The 16,139-nt window shown below is 70.0% G+C and carries 17 protein-coding genes; 7 read left to right on the plus strand and 10 right to left on the minus strand.

What is annotated here, in order from left to right; translation table 11 throughout:
* Positions 1–6: 6 nt before the first annotated feature.
* From J3S89_RS11000 to moaA, 6 genes are all read left to right on the plus strand, one after another.
* Positions 7–558: a formate hydrogenlyase complex iron-sulfur subunit gene (locus J3S89_RS11000; protein WP_217927594.1), complete on the plus strand. Its 552-nt coding sequence runs from the start codon at positions 7–9 to the stop codon at positions 556–558.
* Positions 555–1,352 carry an NADH-quinone oxidoreductase subunit B family protein gene (locus J3S89_RS11005; RefSeq protein ID WP_217927595.1) on the plus strand — a complete coding sequence of 266 codons (798 nt, stop codon included), beginning with the start codon at positions 555–557 and terminating at the stop codon, positions 1,350–1,352. The genes J3S89_RS11000 and J3S89_RS11005 overlap by 4 nt, the downstream gene beginning before the upstream one ends.
* Complete coding sequence (hycH, locus tag J3S89_RS11010) at positions 1,349–1,750, plus strand: formate hydrogenlyase maturation protein HycH (protein ID WP_217927596.1); 402 nt, start codon at positions 1,349–1,351, stop codon at positions 1,748–1,750. The genes J3S89_RS11005 and hycH overlap by 4 nt, the downstream gene beginning before the upstream one ends.
* The gene (gene hycI, locus J3S89_RS11015; protein WP_217927597.1) at positions 1,747–2,205 is read left to right on the plus strand and encodes a hydrogenase maturation peptidase HycI; all 459 of its coding nucleotides are present in this window, start codon (positions 1,747–1,749) and stop codon (positions 2,203–2,205) included. Before hycH ends, hycI begins: the two co-directional genes overlap by 4 nt.
* A 78-nt stretch (positions 2,206–2,283) precedes the next feature.
* A complete protein-coding gene (locus J3S89_RS11020) occupies positions 2,284–3,174 on the plus strand; it encodes a formate/nitrite transporter family protein (RefSeq protein ID WP_217927598.1) in 891 nt (296 codons plus the stop codon).
* A 71-nt stretch (positions 3,175–3,245) separates the two neighbouring features.
* On the plus strand, positions 3,246–4,271 hold the full coding sequence (gene moaA / locus J3S89_RS11025) for a GTP 3',8-cyclase MoaA (RefSeq protein WP_217927599.1): 1,026 nt from the start codon (positions 3,246–3,248) through the stop codon (positions 4,269–4,271).
* Positions 4,272–4,443: 172 nt separating this feature from the next.
* Here the strand turns inward: moaA and fdhD are convergent, their stop codons facing one another.
* Both fdhD and J3S89_RS11035 read right to left on the minus strand, forming a co-directional pair.
* The gene (gene fdhD / locus J3S89_RS11030) at positions 4,444–5,265 is read right to left on the minus strand and encodes a formate dehydrogenase accessory sulfurtransferase FdhD (protein ID WP_217927600.1); all 822 of its coding nucleotides are present in this window, start codon (positions 5,263–5,265) and stop codon (positions 4,444–4,446) included.
* Positions 5,266–5,421: 156 nt separating this feature from the next.
* Positions 5,422–5,877 (minus strand): hypothetical protein, encoded by a 456-nt coding sequence (locus tag J3S89_RS11035; RefSeq protein ID WP_217927601.1) that lies wholly within the window; start codon positions 5,875–5,877, stop codon positions 5,422–5,424.
* Between the two features lie 253 nt (positions 5,878–6,130).
* Between J3S89_RS11035 and J3S89_RS11040 the strand changes: the two genes are divergently transcribed.
* On the plus strand, positions 6,131–6,442 hold the full coding sequence (locus tag J3S89_RS11040; RefSeq protein WP_217927602.1) for an ATP-binding protein: 312 nt from the start codon (positions 6,131–6,133) through the stop codon (positions 6,440–6,442).
* On the opposite strand, the gene J3S89_RS11045 is transcribed toward J3S89_RS11040, so the two are convergent.
* The 8 genes from J3S89_RS11045 to J3S89_RS11080 all read right to left on the minus strand — a co-directional run bounded on the left by J3S89_RS11045 (position 6,432) and on the right by J3S89_RS11080 (position 16,076).
* Positions 6,432–6,779: a hypothetical protein gene (locus tag J3S89_RS11045; RefSeq protein ID WP_217927603.1), complete on the minus strand. Its 348-nt coding sequence runs from the start codon at positions 6,777–6,779 to the stop codon at positions 6,432–6,434. The two genes, J3S89_RS11040 and J3S89_RS11045, sit on opposite strands and share 11 nt — an antisense overlap.
* A gap of 125 nt (positions 6,780–6,904) precedes the next feature.
* A complete protein-coding gene (locus tag J3S89_RS11050; protein ID WP_230488880.1) occupies positions 6,905–7,795 on the minus strand; it encodes a MurR/RpiR family transcriptional regulator in 891 nt (296 codons plus the stop codon).
* A 107-nt stretch (positions 7,796–7,902) separates the two neighbouring features.
* Positions 7,903–9,555, minus strand: a complete 1,653-nt coding sequence (locus J3S89_RS11055) for a dipeptide ABC transporter ATP-binding protein (RefSeq protein WP_217927604.1) — start codon at positions 9,553–9,555, stop codon at positions 7,903–7,905.
* A gap of 3 nt (positions 9,556–9,558) precedes the next feature.
* Entirely contained in the window at positions 9,559–10,434 is an 876-nt protein-coding gene (locus tag J3S89_RS11060) for an ABC transporter permease (protein WP_217927605.1), read from the minus strand.
* Complete coding sequence (locus J3S89_RS11065) at positions 10,431–11,375, minus strand: ABC transporter permease (RefSeq protein WP_217927755.1); 945 nt, start codon at positions 11,373–11,375, stop codon at positions 10,431–10,433. Before J3S89_RS11065 ends, J3S89_RS11060 begins: the two co-directional genes overlap by 4 nt.
* Before the next feature lie 93 nt (positions 11,376–11,468).
* Complete coding sequence (locus tag J3S89_RS11070; RefSeq protein WP_217927606.1) at positions 11,469–13,070, minus strand: ABC transporter substrate-binding protein; 1,602 nt, start codon at positions 13,068–13,070, stop codon at positions 11,469–11,471.
* Between the two features lie 26 nt (positions 13,071–13,096).
* Positions 13,097–14,425: an aspartate aminotransferase family protein gene (locus J3S89_RS11075; protein WP_217927607.1), complete on the minus strand. Its 1,329-nt coding sequence runs from the start codon at positions 14,423–14,425 to the stop codon at positions 13,097–13,099.
* 61 nt (positions 14,426–14,486) lie between these two features.
* Positions 14,487–16,076, minus strand: coding sequence for a GMC family oxidoreductase (locus J3S89_RS11080; RefSeq protein ID WP_217927608.1), 1,590 nt, complete (start codon positions 16,074–16,076; stop codon positions 14,487–14,489).
* Positions 16,077–16,139: the final 63 nt, after the last annotated feature.

A 16,139-nucleotide genomic window follows, 5' to 3' on the forward strand; every position in this document is an offset into this window, starting at 1 on the left:
GAAGAGATGTTCAAGCTCCTCAAGGAAATCTTCCGAACCGGCGAGGCGACCGTCAAATATCCGTTCGCGCCGCTTCCCGTCGAAAAGGACATGCGCGGCAAGCCCGAGCACGAGGCGGAGCGTTGCATCGCCTGTGCCGCCTGCACCATCGCCTGTCCGGCCAATGCGATCGGCATGACGACCGACGTCCAGGCGGCGACCCGCACGTGGTCGATCGACTACGGGCGCTGCGTCTTCTGCGGCCGGTGCGAGGAGGTCTGCCCGACCGACGCGATCCGGCTCTCGACCGAGTTCGAACTGGCCGTCGCCCGGCGTGAGGATCTCACCCGCAGGGCGGTGTTCCGGCTCGCGCGCTGCGAGGTCTGCGACACGCCCTTCGCCGTCGCCAAGGAGGTCGCCTATGTCCAGGATCTGATCGAGGCGACCGCCCCCGGCGCCGAGGACGCGGCCCAGCGCCGTCGTCTCGTCGCCACCTGCCCCTCCTGCAAACGCCTGCACGACGTCGACCAGCTCGAGAAGCTCGGCGTCGGCCGCCGGATCGAGGAGACCCGTCGATGAGCCGTCTGCCCTCCGATACTCAGTTCGCGCCCGCCGCCGGCATCGGCAAGATCGACACGCCGGTCGACGTCCAGCGCATGAAGTCCTCCCTTCTGAAGGACATCCGGCGTTCGGCCTACGTCTACCGGGTCGATTGCGGCGGCTGCAACGGTTGCGAGATCGAGATCTTCGCCGCCATCACGCCGTTGTTCGACGCCGAACGTTTCGGCATCAAGGTGGTCGCCTCACCGCGCCACGCCGACATCCTGCTCTTCACCGGCGCGGTGACGCGCTCGATGCGGATGCCGGCGTTCCGGGCCTACGAGGCGGCGCCCGACCCGAAGATCGTCGTCTCCTACGGCGCCTGCGGCGTCTCCGGCGGCATCTTCCACGATCTCTATTGCGTCTGGGGCGGCACCGACCAGATCGTGCCGGTCGACGTCTACATCCCCGGCTGTCCGCCCTCGCCGGGAGCGACGATCTACGGTTTCGCCGTGGCGCTCGGCCTGCTCGGGCAGAAGCTGAAGGAGGAGACCCATGTCGAGGGCGACAACGAGCGGGTGGTGATCGCCCATCCGACGGTGCCCTACGATCTGCGCGTCCTGATCGAGCGCGAGGCGCGGCGCATGGCCGGCTATCGCCAGGGCGGCGATCTCGCCGAGACCTTCCTGACCGCGCTCGAGACGCCCGACGGGCAGGGTCTCGACGGACGGCTCGATCGCATCCTGCGCTCGACCGACGATCCGCGCGCCCGGGAGATCCTGGAGGCGCTCGGCGGGGTCGTGCGCATCGCGGCGGAGAGGGCCAGGCCATGACCGAGGTCGTCTTCTACCAGTTGCGCGACAAGTTCCTCGAACGCGCCGAGGACATTCCCGAGACGGCGAAGGAAGTCGTCTACCACGCGCTCGCCATCGGCCATCACGTCGGGGTCTTCGACTGTTTCCGGCCGATGCTGAGGGTCGACGACGCGGTCTTCGACCGGCTTCTCGACGGGCTTCCCGCCGGCGAGGCGCGGCGGAAACTCGAAGGCGTGAAGCGTTTCGGCGAGATCATGGTGGACCGGACCCATACGCGCCTGCTCTTCTCCGCCTTCGCCGAGGCGCGGCCGACGCTCGACGCGGAGGCGGCGGCGATCGTCGAGCGTCTCGGCGCGGCGCTCGCCGCGATCGAGGCGGAACCGGCGGTCTATCTGATGGGACGGAGGCTCCAATGACCGACATGGTTCTCACCGTCGGCAACACGCTGATGGGGGACGACGGAGCGGGGCCGCTGCTGGCGGATCTGCTCGAGACGACGCCGGCCGCCGGATGGTCGGTGATCGACGGCGGGTCCGCGCCGGAGAACGTCACCCACCTGGTGCGGGCGGCGCGTCCCGACCGCGTCCTGCTCGTCGACGCCGCCGAGATGGGGCTCGCGCCGGGATCGGTCCGGCGCATCGATCCCGGCCTCGTCGCCGATCGGTTCCTGATCGACACGCATGCCATTCCTCTCGATTTCCTCGTCGCCTCGCTCGAGGAGAGCGTGCGCGAGGTCGTCTTCGTCGGCGTCCAGCCGGCGCGGGTGGCCTTCTACGAGGACATGACGCCGGCGGTCCGCGCCGCCGTCGCCGAGCTGCATCGGCGCCTCCTGGCCGGAGAGGATCCGGCCGAGCTGCCCGCCGTCGCCTGAAGACACCGAAGGCCGCGGCGCGCCTCGGGGGCGACGCGGTCCGAGATCCAGCCCTCCTACGAATTCAGGGAGCCGAACATGGCCGACCATCCGTCACAGAAGTCCGAAATCTTCGGTTCGGACGCCTATTCCCCGGCCGAGATCCAGGACAAGGTCGAGAAGCTCGGCGTCAAGAAGGCGCGCATGCCGTTCCTGCCGGAACTGGTGCTGGCGGTGGTCGCCGGCGGCTCGATCGGGCTCGGCGGCATGTTCTTCGGCATCATTCTCGGCGATCCCACCATGGGCTTCGCGGCGCAGCGCTTCCTCGGCGGCATCGCCTTCTCGCTCGGTCTGGCGCTCGTCATGATCGGCGGCGCCGAACTCTTCACCGGCAACTGCCTCCTGGTGATGGCCTGGGCCAATCGCCAGATCTCCACCGGCGAGGTGCTGAAGAACTGGACCATCGTCTGGTTCGGCAATCTGATCGGCGCGCTCGGTCTCGTATTCCTGCTGGTCATGGCGCATTTCGCCGATCTCAACGGCGGTCAGGTCGGAGCGGGCATGTTGAAGCTCGCGATCGGCAAGCTCTCGCCCGACGCCGTGACGATCTTCTTCAAGGGCATCATGTGCAACATCCTGGTCTGCCTCGCGGTGTGGCTCGCCTATGCCGGCCGCTCGGTCGCCGACAAGATGGCGGGCATGATCCTGCCGGTCGCCGCGTTCGTCGCCGCCGGTTTCGAGCACTGCGTCGCCAACATGATGTTCCTGCCCTTCGCCTATGTCCTGGTCCAGACCGGCCACGTGCCGGCCGGCCTCGACGTCTCGGTGATCACGCTGCCGAACATCGCCCACAACCTGATCCCGGCGACCCTCGGCAACATCGTCGGCGGCGCGGGCTTCGTCGGCGTCATCTATTGGCTCATCTATCGCAAGGGCCTCGGCGGCCTCACCCCGCTCGCGTCGAAGTCGGCCACCCGGCCGGCCGAATGAGGCGAAAGGCGCGGGGGCTCGGCCCCCGTGCCGCTCTTCCCCGCGACGTTCGGTTCCCGAGATCTCGACCCATGACCCCTCTCGCACCCGCTCCCGCGCCGGCCACGTCCTATGTCGACGGTTTCGACCGGCACATCGATTATCTCCGCGTCTCGGTGACCGATCGCTGCAACTACCGTTGCGCCTATTGCATGGGCGAGACGCCGGTCTTCCTGCCGAAACGCGAGCTGCTCTCGCTCGAGGAGATCGACCGGCTGGCGACGATCTTCGTCGCGGGCGGCGTCCGGCGTCTGCGCCTGACCGGCGGCGAACCGCTCGCCCGGCGGGGCCTCGTCGGTCTGGCGAAGTCGCTGTCGCGCCACATCGTCGCCGGCGATCTCGACGAGATCACGCTCACCACCAACGGCTCGCTGCTCGCCGAGCACGCCGCCGCGCTCTTCGATGCCGGCGTGCGGCGGGTCAACGTCTCGCTCGACACGCTCGACGCCGAGGTCTTCGCCGGGGTGACCCGGGGCGGGCGCCTTTGGGACGTGTTGCGGGGCCTCGAGGCGGCGCGGGCGGCCGGGCTCGGCATTCGTCTCAACGCGGTGGTCATGGCCGGCCTCAACGACGAGGCGATCGAGGATCTGGTGCTCTTCGCGCATCACCGCGACATGAACATCGCCCTGATCGAGGCGATGCCGATCGGGCGGGCGAACCGGGACACCTCGCGCCGTTACGTGCCGCTCTCGCGCATCCGCGCCGCTCTCGAGCGGCGTTGGACACTGGTCGATCTCCCCGGCCGCAGCCATGGACCGGCTCGTTACGTCCAGGTCGAGGAGACCGGCGGGCGGCTCGGCTTCATCACGCCGATGAGCCACGGTTTCTGTCAGGACTGCAATCGCGTGCGGGTCACGGCGGACGGGCGTCTGGCGACCTGTCTCGGACGCGCCGACGGCGTCGATCTGAAGCCGCTGCTGCGCTCGACCGCGAGCGACGAACCCTTGCGGGAGGCGATCGCCGCGGCGATCGCGCGCAAGCCGAAAGGCCACGTCTTCGACGTGACCCGCCCCGATCTCGGCGGCGTCGATCGGGCGATGTGGAGCACCGGCGGCTGATCCTTCGATCACCGCCGCGCCGGGGCCGGGAGAGACACGGGAACGGGGCCGGCGGCCCCGAGCGGGGAATCGGGTTCCATCGAGCCGACGGCGCGTCCGAACGGCGCCGGCCGGTCGGCCGCGACCCGAGGGGAGGTCCGACGTCTCGGGATTCGACGTGGCGGGTGGGGTCTCAGGCCGTGGCGATGCGTTCGGGCCGGGCGTAGATGGTGAAGCGGCCCTGGCGGGCATAGCCGGCGAGGCCGACCCGCACCTTGTCGGCGAGTTCGACGGCGAGCGAGGTCGGCGCCGAGACGGCGGCGATGAGCCCGATGCCGGCCGAGGCGGTCTTGTGCACCATCTCGTAGGAACAGCGGCTCGACACCAGCACGAAGCCGTGGCGCGAGTCGATCGACCGGGCGCGCAGAGCGCCGATCAGCTTGTCGAGCGCGTTGTGGCGTCCGACGTCCTCCCGGGTCAGGAGGATCTCGCCGTTCGCGTCGGCGAAGGCGGCGGCGTGGACCGAGCCGACGCGGGCGTTCAGGAGCTGGTGGCGGGGCAGGTCGACGACGGCGCGGTGGAGCGCGGCCGGCGTCACCGCCGCGTCGCCGCCCACCGCCGCGACCGGACGCAACGCCTCGGAGAAGCGATCGACGCCGCACAGGCCGCAGCCGGTCCGTCCGGCCAGCGACCGGCGGCGCCCGTCGAGCGCCAGGGCGCGATCGGGCGGGATCTCGACCCGCACCTCGACGCCGCGTTCGAGCCGGCGGATTTCGATGGACTCGATCTCGTCGACGTCCTCGACGACGCCTTCGGTCAGCGCGAAACCGCAGGCGAAATCGGCCAGATCGGTCGGCGTCGCCAACATCACCGCGAAGGAACGCCCGGCGAAGATCAGCGCCACGGGCATCTCGATCGCCACCGGCTCGTCCCTCGAGGTGACGTCTCTGTCGTCGAAGCGATGGGCGAGAAAGGTATGAGACCCGTCGAGGGCCATCGTGAAGCCGTAGTTCATGGCGCCTCTCCAACGGAGCCTTGCCCGAACATCTCACGAATGTGTCGTCTTTACAAACAAAAAGTCGATAAAATATTCTTATCGGGACATAATGTGTTTCTATCATGGAGTTCTAAATCGCTCTATATTCATGTATAAAAAGTAATTCTGTGAATTCTATTTCATGTATTCGTACGATGTTCGTTCCTTCGCGCGAAGGAGGTGCCCGTGTCGAGGTCGAGGGGCGCGCTGTCCTCGGGCGATCTTCACTCGGCTCGGGTCGTCCGCATGGCGGAGGAGGTCGATCGGTCGTCCGGGGGCGAAGGGACCGGAGAGGAGACGGCGCGGCGAGGAGGCCGGCGAGCGCGCCGAAGACCGCCGCCGCGATCCCCCCCCGGCGAGGGTCGCGCCGACGTTGGCGACGTAGCCCATGTCCGCGACCGTCACCAGGGCGGCGACGATCGCCGTCGTGATCATCGTGGCGAGGGCGTCGCGCGCCATCACGGCGGTGAAGACCGCCGTCGCCCAACGGATGCGCTGGACCGGCTCCTGGGCGTTGCACGCCTCGAGCGCGCGGAACTCGGGATGACCGATGAAGGCGTCGAGGACGTCGACGTCAACAACCTCCTGCATCCGATCATCAACCTGTCGCGCCGCGTGCGCGACCGGCTGACCGACGACGAGGCCGGCCGCCGCCATCTCGACAACGTCACACGGGCCGGCGAACGGGCGAGCACCGTCGTCGCCCGCTTCCTCGCCACCGCGCGCGACTTCGGCCTGAAGGCGCCGTCGTCGGAGGCGGTCCGCGAGATCGCCGCCGAGCCGTCGCCGCTGGTCGACGGCCGCTGCCGGGCCGAGGCCTCGGATCGCGGAGACCGGCGGTCCGGTGGTGCCGCTCTCCGAGGCCTATCGACTCCTCTCCAATCTGGTGTCGAACGCGGTCCATGCCCGCGCCGGCGGTGGTCTCGTCGAGATCCCGCTTTCGCGCGAGGGGGCCGGCATCCGCCTCGCGGTGCGCGTCGACGGCGCGGGCATGGACGCGGAGACGCGGGCGCGTCTCGACCAGCCGGGGGTCACCACCCGTCCAGTCGGCGAGGGGAACGGCCTCGGTCTCGGCATCGTCTCGACGCCGGGGCGGGGGACGGCCGTGTCGCTCGTCTTCGAGCCGCCCTCGGACGAGGCGGAAGTCAGCGTCTGACGTCGTCCGCGTCGTCGAAGACGGCCTCGAGGCCGGGCGCGCCGGTCTCCTCGTCGCGCGGATGGAGCGTCGCGATGATCCGGCCGAGGACGTTCGAGAGGAGGAAGAGGTCGTCGGGGGCGAGGCGTTTCAGGTTCGCGTCGACCGCCAGGAGCGGATCCTCGTCGAGCAACGCCCGGCCGCGCCGGGTCAGGTCGAGCCGCTCGGAGCGGTGGTGTCCGGCGCTGCCGCCCGTGATCGCCAGGCCCTTCTCGACCATCTCGTGGTCCTCGCTCTCGAGCGCGGCGGCCACGGCGCAGCGCATGCCGTCCATGTCTTTCGCCACGAGAATTCGCATGCGCCACGCCGCGTTCGATGATCGTCCGCCTCGTCGAGGGCGCGTCCCCGTCTCGATTGTCAATCGAAACCGCTCGATGACAGCAGAGACGGCCGCGCCGGAACGGAACTCCGGGAGAGTGCCGGTCAGTCGCGGCGGCGGCGGGAGGGAGCGACGTAGGTGTCGAGGGCGCGGAGGTGGTCGTCGGTCTCGCGCAGCATCTCCGGTGCCCGCATCTCGGCGCGGCCGGCGAGCATGCTGGCGAGAACCTCGGCGAGGGCGAAGCCCGGGGTCACCACGTGGAAGAAGGTGAGACTGTCGGTCGGTGCGAAGATGGCGACGTCGGCGATGTCGCGGACGGGGGCGACCTCGCTGTCGGTGATGGCGAGGATCTTGAGGCCGCGCGCGTGGGCGTAGTCGCAGATCTCGAGGGTCTCGCGGGCGTAGGGGTCGATCGTCATGACGAAGAGAACGTCGCCCGCGCGGGCGTGGGCGAGACCGTCGGTCCCGGTGCCGCCGGCGCCGTCGAGGAGCGTGGCGCGCTCGCCGAGCAGCGACATCATGTAGTTGAACTGCCAGAGCACCGGATGGCACGAGCGCCGCCCGAGGCAGTAGATGCGGCGGGCGTCGGCGAGGAGATCGGCGGCGCGGGCGACGGATTGCAGCACGTCGAGACGCGACAGGCTCTCGATCTGGTGGGCGAGCTTGGCGAACATGCGGGAGGCGAGCGCGACGTCGCCTTCGAGCGCCTGATTCTGGATCTGCAGGCGCGCCTTCTCGGCGAAGGAATTGTCCTGCTCGCGGATCGCGTCGTGAAAGCGCGCGCGCAGCTCGTCGTAGCCGGCCATGCCGAGGAACTGCGCGAGGCGCGTCATGGTCGCCGGGGCGATGCCGGCGAGGCGCGCCTGATCGCGCATCGAGAGGAGGGCGACGTCGCGCGGATTCTCGAGCACGAAGCGGGCGGCGGCCTGCAACTGCGGCGACATTTCGGCGAAACGGGAGACGATTTCTTCGTGAAGCGGATGGGCGTCGATCATGTCGCGGTACTCGGCCTGCCTGTCGGAGAGCCTAGTCGGTGGGGGGTGCGAAGGCCAGTCGTGCCGACCCCCGCCGGGGAAGGAGGGGAGTTCGAGGGGCCGCCCCCTCACGGACCCGGCGGCGCGGCGGGGATCGACGCCTCGGCGGCGCGGAGCCGGGCGGCCTGGTCGAGCGATCGTCCCGGCGCCGCGTCGAGGAGGCGGCGGGTGTAGTCGTCCGCCGGCCGGGTCAGGACCCGTTCGGCCGGCCCGCTCTCCACCGCCACACCGCGCCGCATGACGAGGACGTCGTCGCAGAGGCGCGCGGCGACGCGGAGATCGTGGGTGATGAAGAGGATCGCCAGACCGAACTTCGCCTGAAGCGACATCAGGAGGTCGAGAACCTGGGCCTGGACCGAGACGTCGAGGGCGGAGACCGCCTCGTCGGCGACGATCACTTCCGGATCCATCATCAGCGCCCGGGCGATGGCGATGCGCTGCCGCTGACCGCCCGAGAACTGATGGGGATAGCGGTCGAGGGAGGCGCGCGGCAGCCCCACCGTCTCGATCAGGGCGGCCGCCTTCTCCGCCGCGGTTCGTTTGTCCACGCCGAAGTTGAGGGCGCCCTCGACGACGCTCTGGAGCACCGTGCGGCGGGGATCGAGCGAGCGGTTGGGGTCCTGGAACACCATCTGCAGGCGAGTCGCGTGGCGGCGGCGGGCGGCCTTGTCGAGCTGCCGCACGTCCGTCCCGTCGATGCGGACGACGCCGGAACTCACCGTCTCGAGGCCCATGACGCAGCGCGCGAGCGTCGACTTGCCGGAGCCGCTCTCGCCGACGACGCCGAGGGTGCGTCCGGGCCGGAGCGCGAAGCCGACGTCGTGCAGGGCCTTCACCGCGTGCGCGCCGCCGCCGAAGGTCTTGCAGAGGCCCTCGACGGCGAGCACCGGCGTGGCCGACGAGGGCGCGCGCGCCGGGCGCGGATCGAGCGTCGGCACGGCGGCGAGGAGTTCGCGGGTGTAGTCGGCGGTGGGGGCGCCGACGACGCGGCGGGTCTCGCCCTCCTCGACCGGGGAGCCGTGGCGTAGCACCAGCACGCGATCGGCGATGTCGGCGACGACGCCCATGTCGTGGGTGATGAAGAGGACGGCGGTGCCGTGACGCTCCTGAAGCTCCTCGATCAGCTTGAGGATCTGCGCCTGGGTGGTGACGTCGAGGGCGGTGGTCGGCTCGTCGGCGATGAGGAGCTTCGGCTCCAGGGCGAGCGCCATGGCGATCATGATGCGCTGGCGCTGGCCGCCGGAGAGCTGATGGGGGAAGCGCAGGGCGAGTTTCTCGGGGTCGGGCAGGTGCACGTCCTCGAGCGCGGCGATCACCCGCCGCCGGCGCTCGCGGCGATCGAGGGTGGTGTGGACGGCGAAGACCTCGTCGAGCTGATCGCCGACGCGCATCAGCGGGTTCAGCGCGGTCATCGGCTCCTGGAAGATCATCGCCATCCGGGTGGCGCGCAGCGCCCGGAGGCGGCGCGGCGAGGCGGCGAGGAGGTCCTCGCCGTCGAGCCGGATCTCGCCGCCGGTCACCGCGAGTTCGCGCGGCGGCAGGAGCCCCATCACGGCGAGCGAGGTGAGCGATTTGCCCGATCCGGATTCGCCGACGAGACAGAGCGTCTCCCGCGGTCGGATGTCGAGGTCGATGCCGTGCAGCAGTTCCTTGCGCGCGGGGCCGAGGGTGGCGAGGCGCAGGTCGCGGATGCGCAGGAGCGAGGTCGTCGTCGGCGTCATGGCTCAGCCCTTTCCCTTGCTGGTCTTGGGATCGAGCGCATCGCGCAGGGCGTCGCCGACGATGTTGATGGAGAGGATGGTGAGGGTGAGGGCGGCCGCCGGCCAGAAGATCAGCGCCGGCTTGATCGAGAAATAGAGCCGCCCGTCGGCCATCACGTTGCCCCAGGAGGGGGTCTCGGTGCCGATGCCGACGCCGAGGAAGGACAAGGCGGATTCGGTCAGGATCGCCGCCGCGAAGACATGGGCGGCCTGGACCACCAGCGGCGCCACCGTGTTCGGCAGCAGGTGGCGCCAGAGCATCTTCGCCCCGCCGGTGCCGAGGAGCCGGGCGGCCTCGACATAGGGTTCCTCGCGGGCGGAGAGGACGCGGGCGCGCACCAGCCGGACCACGGAGGGGATCTCGGGGATCAGGATGGCGATCATGACGGTCGTCAGCGACGGCCGCACGATGGCGATCAGCGCCACCGCGAGCAGGATGCCGGGAATGGCCATCAACCCGTCCATGACGCGCATGACGAAGGGATCGAGCCTTCGGAAATAGCCCGAGACGAGGCCGAGCGGCAGGCCGATCACGACGGCGCCGAGCGTGGCGCCGGCGCCGACGACGAGCGAGATGCGCGCGCCCCAGAGGACACGGGCCCAGAGGTCGCGCCCCATCGCGTCGGTGCCGAGGAGGTGGTCGGGCGAGGGCGGGCGCAGCCGCTCGGACGGCACCATGGTGACGGGATCGTGCGCCGAGAGAAGCGGGGCGAGGAGGGCTGCGAGGACGAGCGCGACGAGCACGGCGATCGCGAGGCCGGTCAGCCAATGCGGCCGATGCGACCCGAGCTCCCGGACGAGGCGGCTCCACGAGGGGGCGGTGAGGCGGGGGCTGCTCATTGGTAGCGGATCCTCGGATCGGTCAGCGCATAGGCGAGGTCGATGAGCAGGTTGATCACGACATAGAGCACGCCGGTGAGCAGGATCAGGGCCTGGATCAGGGCGTAGTCGCGCGACAGCACGGAATCGACGACCAGTCGGCCGATGCCGGGAATGTTGAAGACGCTCTCGGTGATGACGACGCCGGAGACCATCATCGCGAAACCCGAACCGACCACGGTGATGATCGGCACGGCGGCGTTCCTGAGCGCGTGGCGGAAGAGGACGCGCGGCTCGGCGAGGCCCTTGGCGCGGGCGGTGCGGATGTAGTCCTCGTCGAGCACCTCCACCATCGAGGCGCGGGTCATGCGGGCGATCAGCGCGACATAGGTCGAGGCGAGGGTGATCGCCGGCAGCGTCATGTGGCGCAGGAACGGGACGAGGCCGTCGGCGGGGCTGCGATAGCCCTGGGCGGCGAACCATCTGAGATCGACCGCGAAAGTGCCGATCAGGACGTAGCCGAGCACGAAGACCGGAACCGAGAAGCCGAGCACCGAGAGGGCGAGGACGGCGCGGTCGACCAGCGCGCCGCGCTTCCAGGCGGCGAGGACGCCGAGCGGCAGAGCCACCGCGATCGTGACGGTCATGGCGCAGAGGGCGAGGGCCACCGTCGGACCGATGCGTTGGCCGATCAGGCGCGAGACCGGCGCGCGCGAGATCATGGAGACGCCGAGGTCGCCGTGGAGGATGCCCCAGAGCCAATGGCCGAACTGGACCGGCAGGGGCAGGTCGAGGCCCATCGCCGTGCGCACGGCGGCGAGGTTCTCGGCGGTGGCATTCTCGCCGAGGACGATCCGGGCGGGGTCTCCGGGCGTCAGATGCAGGAGGCCGAAGGCGATCACGGCGATGATCGCCACCACCGGCACCGCCGACGCCAACCGCCAGACGAAAAACCGCAACATCATGCTCTTTCCCTCGGGTGGGGGGCGTCGGGTGGGCGCGAAGCCTCGCGGGCCCCGGTGCCGTCGCGGACGGCGCCGGGTCTCGTGGTGGCGTCAGTCCTTCTTGGTCGCGCCCCAGAAGAGGGTCAACGGGCCCTCCGGCAGGTTCGCGACGCGTTTGTTCCAGGCGGCGAGAATGTCGTATTCGCCGAGCGGGACGTAGTTGACCTGCTCGAGCACTCGGGCCTGGACCTTCTCGGCGATCGTCTTCTGCGTCGCCGGATCGGTTTCGACGGAGAAGGCCTTGCGCAGCTTCTCGAGTTCGGGATCCTTCGGCCAGCCCGACCAGGCCTGATTGGAGGCGCTCGCGTCGATGACGGTGGAGGCGAGCGGGTCCCAGATGCCGGTGATGCCCCAGGCGGAGAAGATCATGTTCCAACCGCCCTCGGCCACGGGCGCGCGGCTGTACTGGCGCTGGAGATGGGTCTGCCAGTCCATCGACTGGACCTCGACGTTGAAGCCGATCTCGCGCATCCGCTGGGCGGCGAGAAGGGGCTGCGGCTTGAAGGCGTCGAGTTCGGTCTGCTGCAGTATGACGACGGGGGTGCCGTCGTAGCCGGACGCCTTCAGGAGCGCCCTGGCCTTCTCCTTGCGGCCGGCGCCGAACAGCCAGTCCTTGCCGGCGTCGGAGGCGAGCGGGACGGTGCAGCCGTAGATCGAGGTGCAGAGATGATAGTATTTCGGGTCGCCGATCGCCGCCTGCATCAGTTCTTCCTGATCGAGCACGAGCATGGCGGCGCGGCGGACGTCGAGATTGTCGAAGGGCGGCAGCGTGTGGTTCATGCGGGCGACGACCTGCATGCCGAGCGGCCTCACCTTGCCGACGGCGACGTCGGGCATGGCCTCGATCACCGGCAGGAGGTCGAGCGGGACCTGTTCGACGAAGTCGACGTCGCCGTTCTGCAGGGCGTTCATCGTCGTCTGCATGTCGGGCATCGACTGCCAGACCACCTTGTCGACGTTCACCACCTTGCCGCCGGCGGTCCAGCTCGCGGGTTCCTTGCGCGGGACGTAGTCGGTGTTCCTGACGTAGACGACCTTGTCGCCGGGGCGGAATTCGGCGGCGACGAACTTGAACGGACCGGAGCCGATCTGCTCGGGCAGCTGCTGGCCCTTCGGCGTCTCGGCGAGCCGCTTCGGCATCATGAAGGGGGGGATCGGCGAGGGCTTGGCGAGCAGCGCCAGGATCTGGCCGAAGGGGGCGCTCAGCTTGATGTCGAAGGAGGTCGGCGAGGTCGCCTCGAGGCTCGCGACCTGCTCGAAGAGCCGCGAGGCGGCGGCGTCGTAGCGCGACCAGCGCTTCAGCGAGGCGATGCAGTCCTCGGCGCCGACCGGGGTGCCGTCGTGCCACTTCAGACCGTCGCGGAGTTTGAAGTGATAGGTCAGCCTGTCGTCGGAGACGGTGACGTCGGCCATCTGCGGCTGGGGCCGGTACTGCGCGTCCATGCCGAGCAGGGTATCGTAGACCATGAAGCCGTGGGTGCGGGTGATCTGCGCGGTGGAGATCGACGGGTCGAGCGCCTTCAGATTGCCGCTCATGACGGCCGTCAGCGTCTTCTCGGCGGCGCTCGCCTCGGGCACCGCGGCGAAGCCGAAGGTGGCGGTCGCGAGACCGGCGGTCAGTGCGAGCAGACGGCGTCTGTGTAGTTCGAACATGATCGTCTTGCCTCCGTGGCGAGGGGTCAGAGTGCGCGGATGACTTCGTCGATGGTCTCCTCGAGACGTCTTACGATCTCGTCGGATTGGTCCTCGGTGAGGATGAAGGGCGGGGCGAGCAGGATGTGGTCGCCGCGCGTGCCGTCGATGGTACCGCCGGAGGGGTAGATCATCAGACCCTTGCGCAGGGCGGTCTGCTTCAGGCGGGCGTGCAGTTGCAGGGACGGGTCGAAGGGCTCGCAGCTGCCGCGATCCTGGACCAGTTCGAGGCCGAGGAAGAGGCCGCGTCCGCGAATGTCGCCGACGTGAGGCGAGTTGCCGAAGCGGGCCTCGAGCGTGCGGCGCAGGTGGTCGCCCCGCCGGCGGACGGCGGCGAGGAGGTCGTCCTCGGCGATCGCCTCCTGGACGGCGAGGGCGGCGGCGGCGGCGACCGGGTGACCCATGTAGGTGTGGCCGTGCGAGAAGGCGCCCGAGCCGTTGGCGAAGGCCTCGTAGACCCGGTCGGCGACGAGGACGGCGCTGACCGGCTCGTAGCCGGCGCCGAGGCCCTTGCCGATCACCTCGATGTCGGGGGCGATGCCCTCCTGCTCGCAGGCGTGCAGGGTGCCGGTGCGGCCCATGCCGCTCATCACCTCGTCGAGGATCAGCAGCACCCCGAAACGATCGCAGATCGCGCGGATGCGCTTGAAATAGTCGCCGACCGGCGGCACCGCCCCGGCGGTCGCCCCGACCACGGTCTCGGCGACGAAGGCGATCACCCGGTCCGGACCGACGCTCAGGATCTCGTCCTCGAGTTCCCGGGCGGCGCGGGCGGCATAGTCGGCCTCGCTCTCGCCCGGCCGCATGTGGCGATAGGCGAAGCAGGGGCCGATGTGGCGGGTCTCGATCAGCAGGGGGCGGAAGGTTCGGCGCCGGCCCTCGTTGCCGCCGGTCGCGAGCGCGCCGAGGGTGTTGCCGTGATAGCTCTGGCGGCGGGCGATGACGACGTCGCGCTGCGGTTCGCCGCGCTCGACGTGGTACTGACGCGCCATCTTCAGCGCCGTCTCGACGGCCTCGGAGCCGCCGTTCAGGATGATGGCGTGGCCGATGCCGGGCGGGGCGTCGGCGACGAGACGGTCGGCCAGTCGCTCCGCCGCCTCGGTGGTGAAGAAACTGGTGTGGGCGTAGGCGATCGTATCGAGCTGGCGCAGGATCGCCTCGCGGATGCGGGGGTGTCCATGGCCGAGGCAGGAGACGGCGGCGCCGCCGCAGGCGTCGATGTAGGCCCGTCCCTCGGCGTCGTAGATGTAGATGCCCTCGGCGCGCACGGCGGTGGCGAGGGGTTGCCGCAGATTGCGGTGCATCAGGTGGCTCATGGACGGTCTTTCGGAAGAAGGAGTCGCGAGGGGCGAAACGGCAGGCCGGGTCGACGGGGCGTCACCGGGTGTCTTCGAGCATCAGCCGCGCCCCCTTCTCGGCGATCATCACGGTCGCCGCGTTGGTGTTGCCGGAGACGATCGTCGGCATGATCGAGGCGTCGACGATCCGGAGGCCGGTGAGGCCGCGCAGCCGCAGGCGGGGGTCGACGACGCTTCCCTCGTCGGCGCCCATGCGGCAGGTGCCGACCGGGTGGAAGATGGTGGTGCCCATGCGCGCCGCCGCCGCCCGCAGCGAGGCCTCGTCGGAGACGGCGGCGCCGGGCGCGACCTCCTCGACGACGTGGGCGGCGAAGGACGGCCGGGCGGCGATGCGGCGGGCGAGGCGGATGCCGGCGGCCGCCACCGCCCGATCGCCCTCGGTGGAGAGATAGTTCGGCCGGATCTCCGGCCTCGCGCCGTCGGCGGCGAGGTGGACGCTGCCGCGCGCCTCGGGGCGCAGGTTGCAGACGGAGGCCGACAGCGCCGGGAACGGATCGAGCTCGCCCGGCACCTTCGTCATCGAGATCGGTTGGACGTGGAACTGCAGGTCGGGGCGGGAGACGTTCGGGCCGGACCGGGCGAAGATGCCGACCTGGCTCGGCGTCATGGAGAGGGGGCCGGAGCGGCGCAGGGCATATTCGATCGCCATCGCCGCCCGCCCGAAGAGCGAGGAGGCCTTCTCGTTCAGCGAACCGATGCCTCCGAGGCGGAAGGAGACGCGCATCTGCAGGTGGTCCTGCAGGTTCTCGCCGACGGCGGGACGATCGAGGATCGGCGTCACGCCGGCGGCGGCGAGCCGGGCGGCGTCGCCGATGCCCGAGCGCTCCAGAAGCAGCGGCGACCCGATCGCGCCGGCGCAGAGCACGACCTCTCCGGCGGCCGCGACGGTGGTCTCCCGGCCGTCCTTCACATAGGCGCAGCCGACGACGCGTCCGTCCTCGACGATCAGGCGGGTCACCTCGACGCCGGTTCGCACCTCGAGATTGGGGCGGCGGCGGGCCCGGCGCAGGAAGCCGGCCTCGGTCGAACAGCGGACGCCACGGCGCTGAGTGACCTCGAAATGGCCGGCGCCCTCGTTGTCGCCGCCGTTGAAGTCGGCGCGGAAGGGCAGGCCCTCCTCGATCGCGGCCCTCATATAGGCGTCGAGCACCGGCCAACGCACGCGCGAGCGCTCGACCCGGAGGCCGCCGCCGGTGCCGTGGTGGCGGCTCTCGCCGGCGTGGTGATCCTCGGTCGCGCGGAAGAGCGGGAGGACGTCGTCCCATCCCCAGCCGAGGCATCCCGCGTCGCGCCAGCCGTCGTAGTCGGCGGCCTGCCCGCGAATGTAGATCATGCCGTTGATCGCCGAGGAGCCGCCGAGGATCCGGCCGCGCGGATAGGCGAGCGCGCGCCCGTCGAGCCCGGCCTCGGCCTCGGTCCTCGAACACCAGTCGTAGGCGGGGTCGCCGAGCGTGTAGAGATAGCCGACGGGGACGGCGACCTTCAGGCGGCGCGCCTCGCCTCCGGCCTCGAGCAGGAGGACGCGGCGGCGGCCGTCGGCGGACAGGCGATCGGCGACGACACACCCCGCGCTGCCCGCCCCGATCACGACATGGTCGAACCCATCCATCGTTCCGCTCGTGAAACCGCTTGAAACATTCATTTCAATATCTAATATCATAAGCCAAATGGA

It is taken from the genome of Pinisolibacter aquiterrae (genome assembly GCF_019160155.1).
Taxonomy (GTDB): Bacteria; Pseudomonadota; Alphaproteobacteria; order Rhizobiales; family Ancalomicrobiaceae; genus Pinisolibacter; species Pinisolibacter aquiterrae.

Coding starts and splice junctions, on each gene's coding strand:
- J3S89_RS11020 (WP_217927598.1), top strand. CDS start 2,284: ATGGCCGACCATCCGTCACAGAAGTCCGAAATCTTCGGTTCGGACGCC.
- J3S89_RS11080 (WP_217927608.1), bottom strand. CDS start 16,076: ATGGATGGGTTCGACCATGTCGTGATCGGGGCGGGCAGCGCGGGGTGT.
- moaA (WP_217927599.1), top strand. CDS start 3,246: ATGACCCCTCTCGCACCCGCTCCCGCGCCGGCCACGTCCTATGTCGAC.
- hycH (WP_217927596.1), top strand. CDS start 1,349: ATGACCGAGGTCGTCTTCTACCAGTTGCGCGACAAGTTCCTCGAACGC.
- J3S89_RS11065 (WP_217927755.1), bottom strand. CDS start 11,375: ATGTTGCGGTTTTTCGTCTGGCGGTTGGCGTCGGCGGTGCCGGTGGTG.
- fdhD (WP_217927600.1), bottom strand. CDS start 5,265: ATGAACTACGGCTTCACGATGGCCCTCGACGGGTCTCATACCTTTCTC.
- J3S89_RS11060 (WP_217927605.1), bottom strand. CDS start 10,434: ATGAGCAGCCCCCGCCTCACCGCCCCCTCGTGGAGCCGCCTCGTCCGG.
- hycI (WP_217927597.1), top strand. CDS start 1,747: ATGACCGACATGGTTCTCACCGTCGGCAACACGCTGATGGGGGACGAC.
- J3S89_RS11035 (WP_217927601.1), bottom strand. CDS start 5,877: ATGCAGGAGGTTGTTGACGTCGACGTCCTCGACGCCTTCATCGGTCAT.
- J3S89_RS11005 (WP_217927595.1), top strand. CDS start 555: ATGAGCCGTCTGCCCTCCGATACTCAGTTCGCGCCCGCCGCCGGCATC.
- J3S89_RS11050 (WP_230488880.1), bottom strand. CDS start 7,795: ATGATCGACGCCCATCCGCTTCACGAAGAAATCGTCTCCCGTTTCGCC.
- J3S89_RS11045 (WP_217927603.1), bottom strand. CDS start 6,779: ATGCGAATTCTCGTGGCGAAAGACATGGACGGCATGCGCTGCGCCGTG.
- J3S89_RS11075 (WP_217927607.1), bottom strand. CDS start 14,425: ATGAGCCACCTGATGCACCGCAATCTGCGGCAACCCCTCGCCACCGCC.
- J3S89_RS11055 (WP_217927604.1), bottom strand. CDS start 9,555: ATGACGCCGACGACGACCTCGCTCCTGCGCATCCGCGACCTGCGCCTC.
- J3S89_RS11070 (WP_217927606.1), bottom strand. CDS start 13,070: ATGTTCGAACTACACAGACGCCGTCTGCTCGCACTGACCGCCGGTCTC.
- J3S89_RS11000 (WP_217927594.1), top strand. CDS start 7: ATGTTCAAGCTCCTCAAGGAAATCTTCCGAACCGGCGAGGCGACCGTC.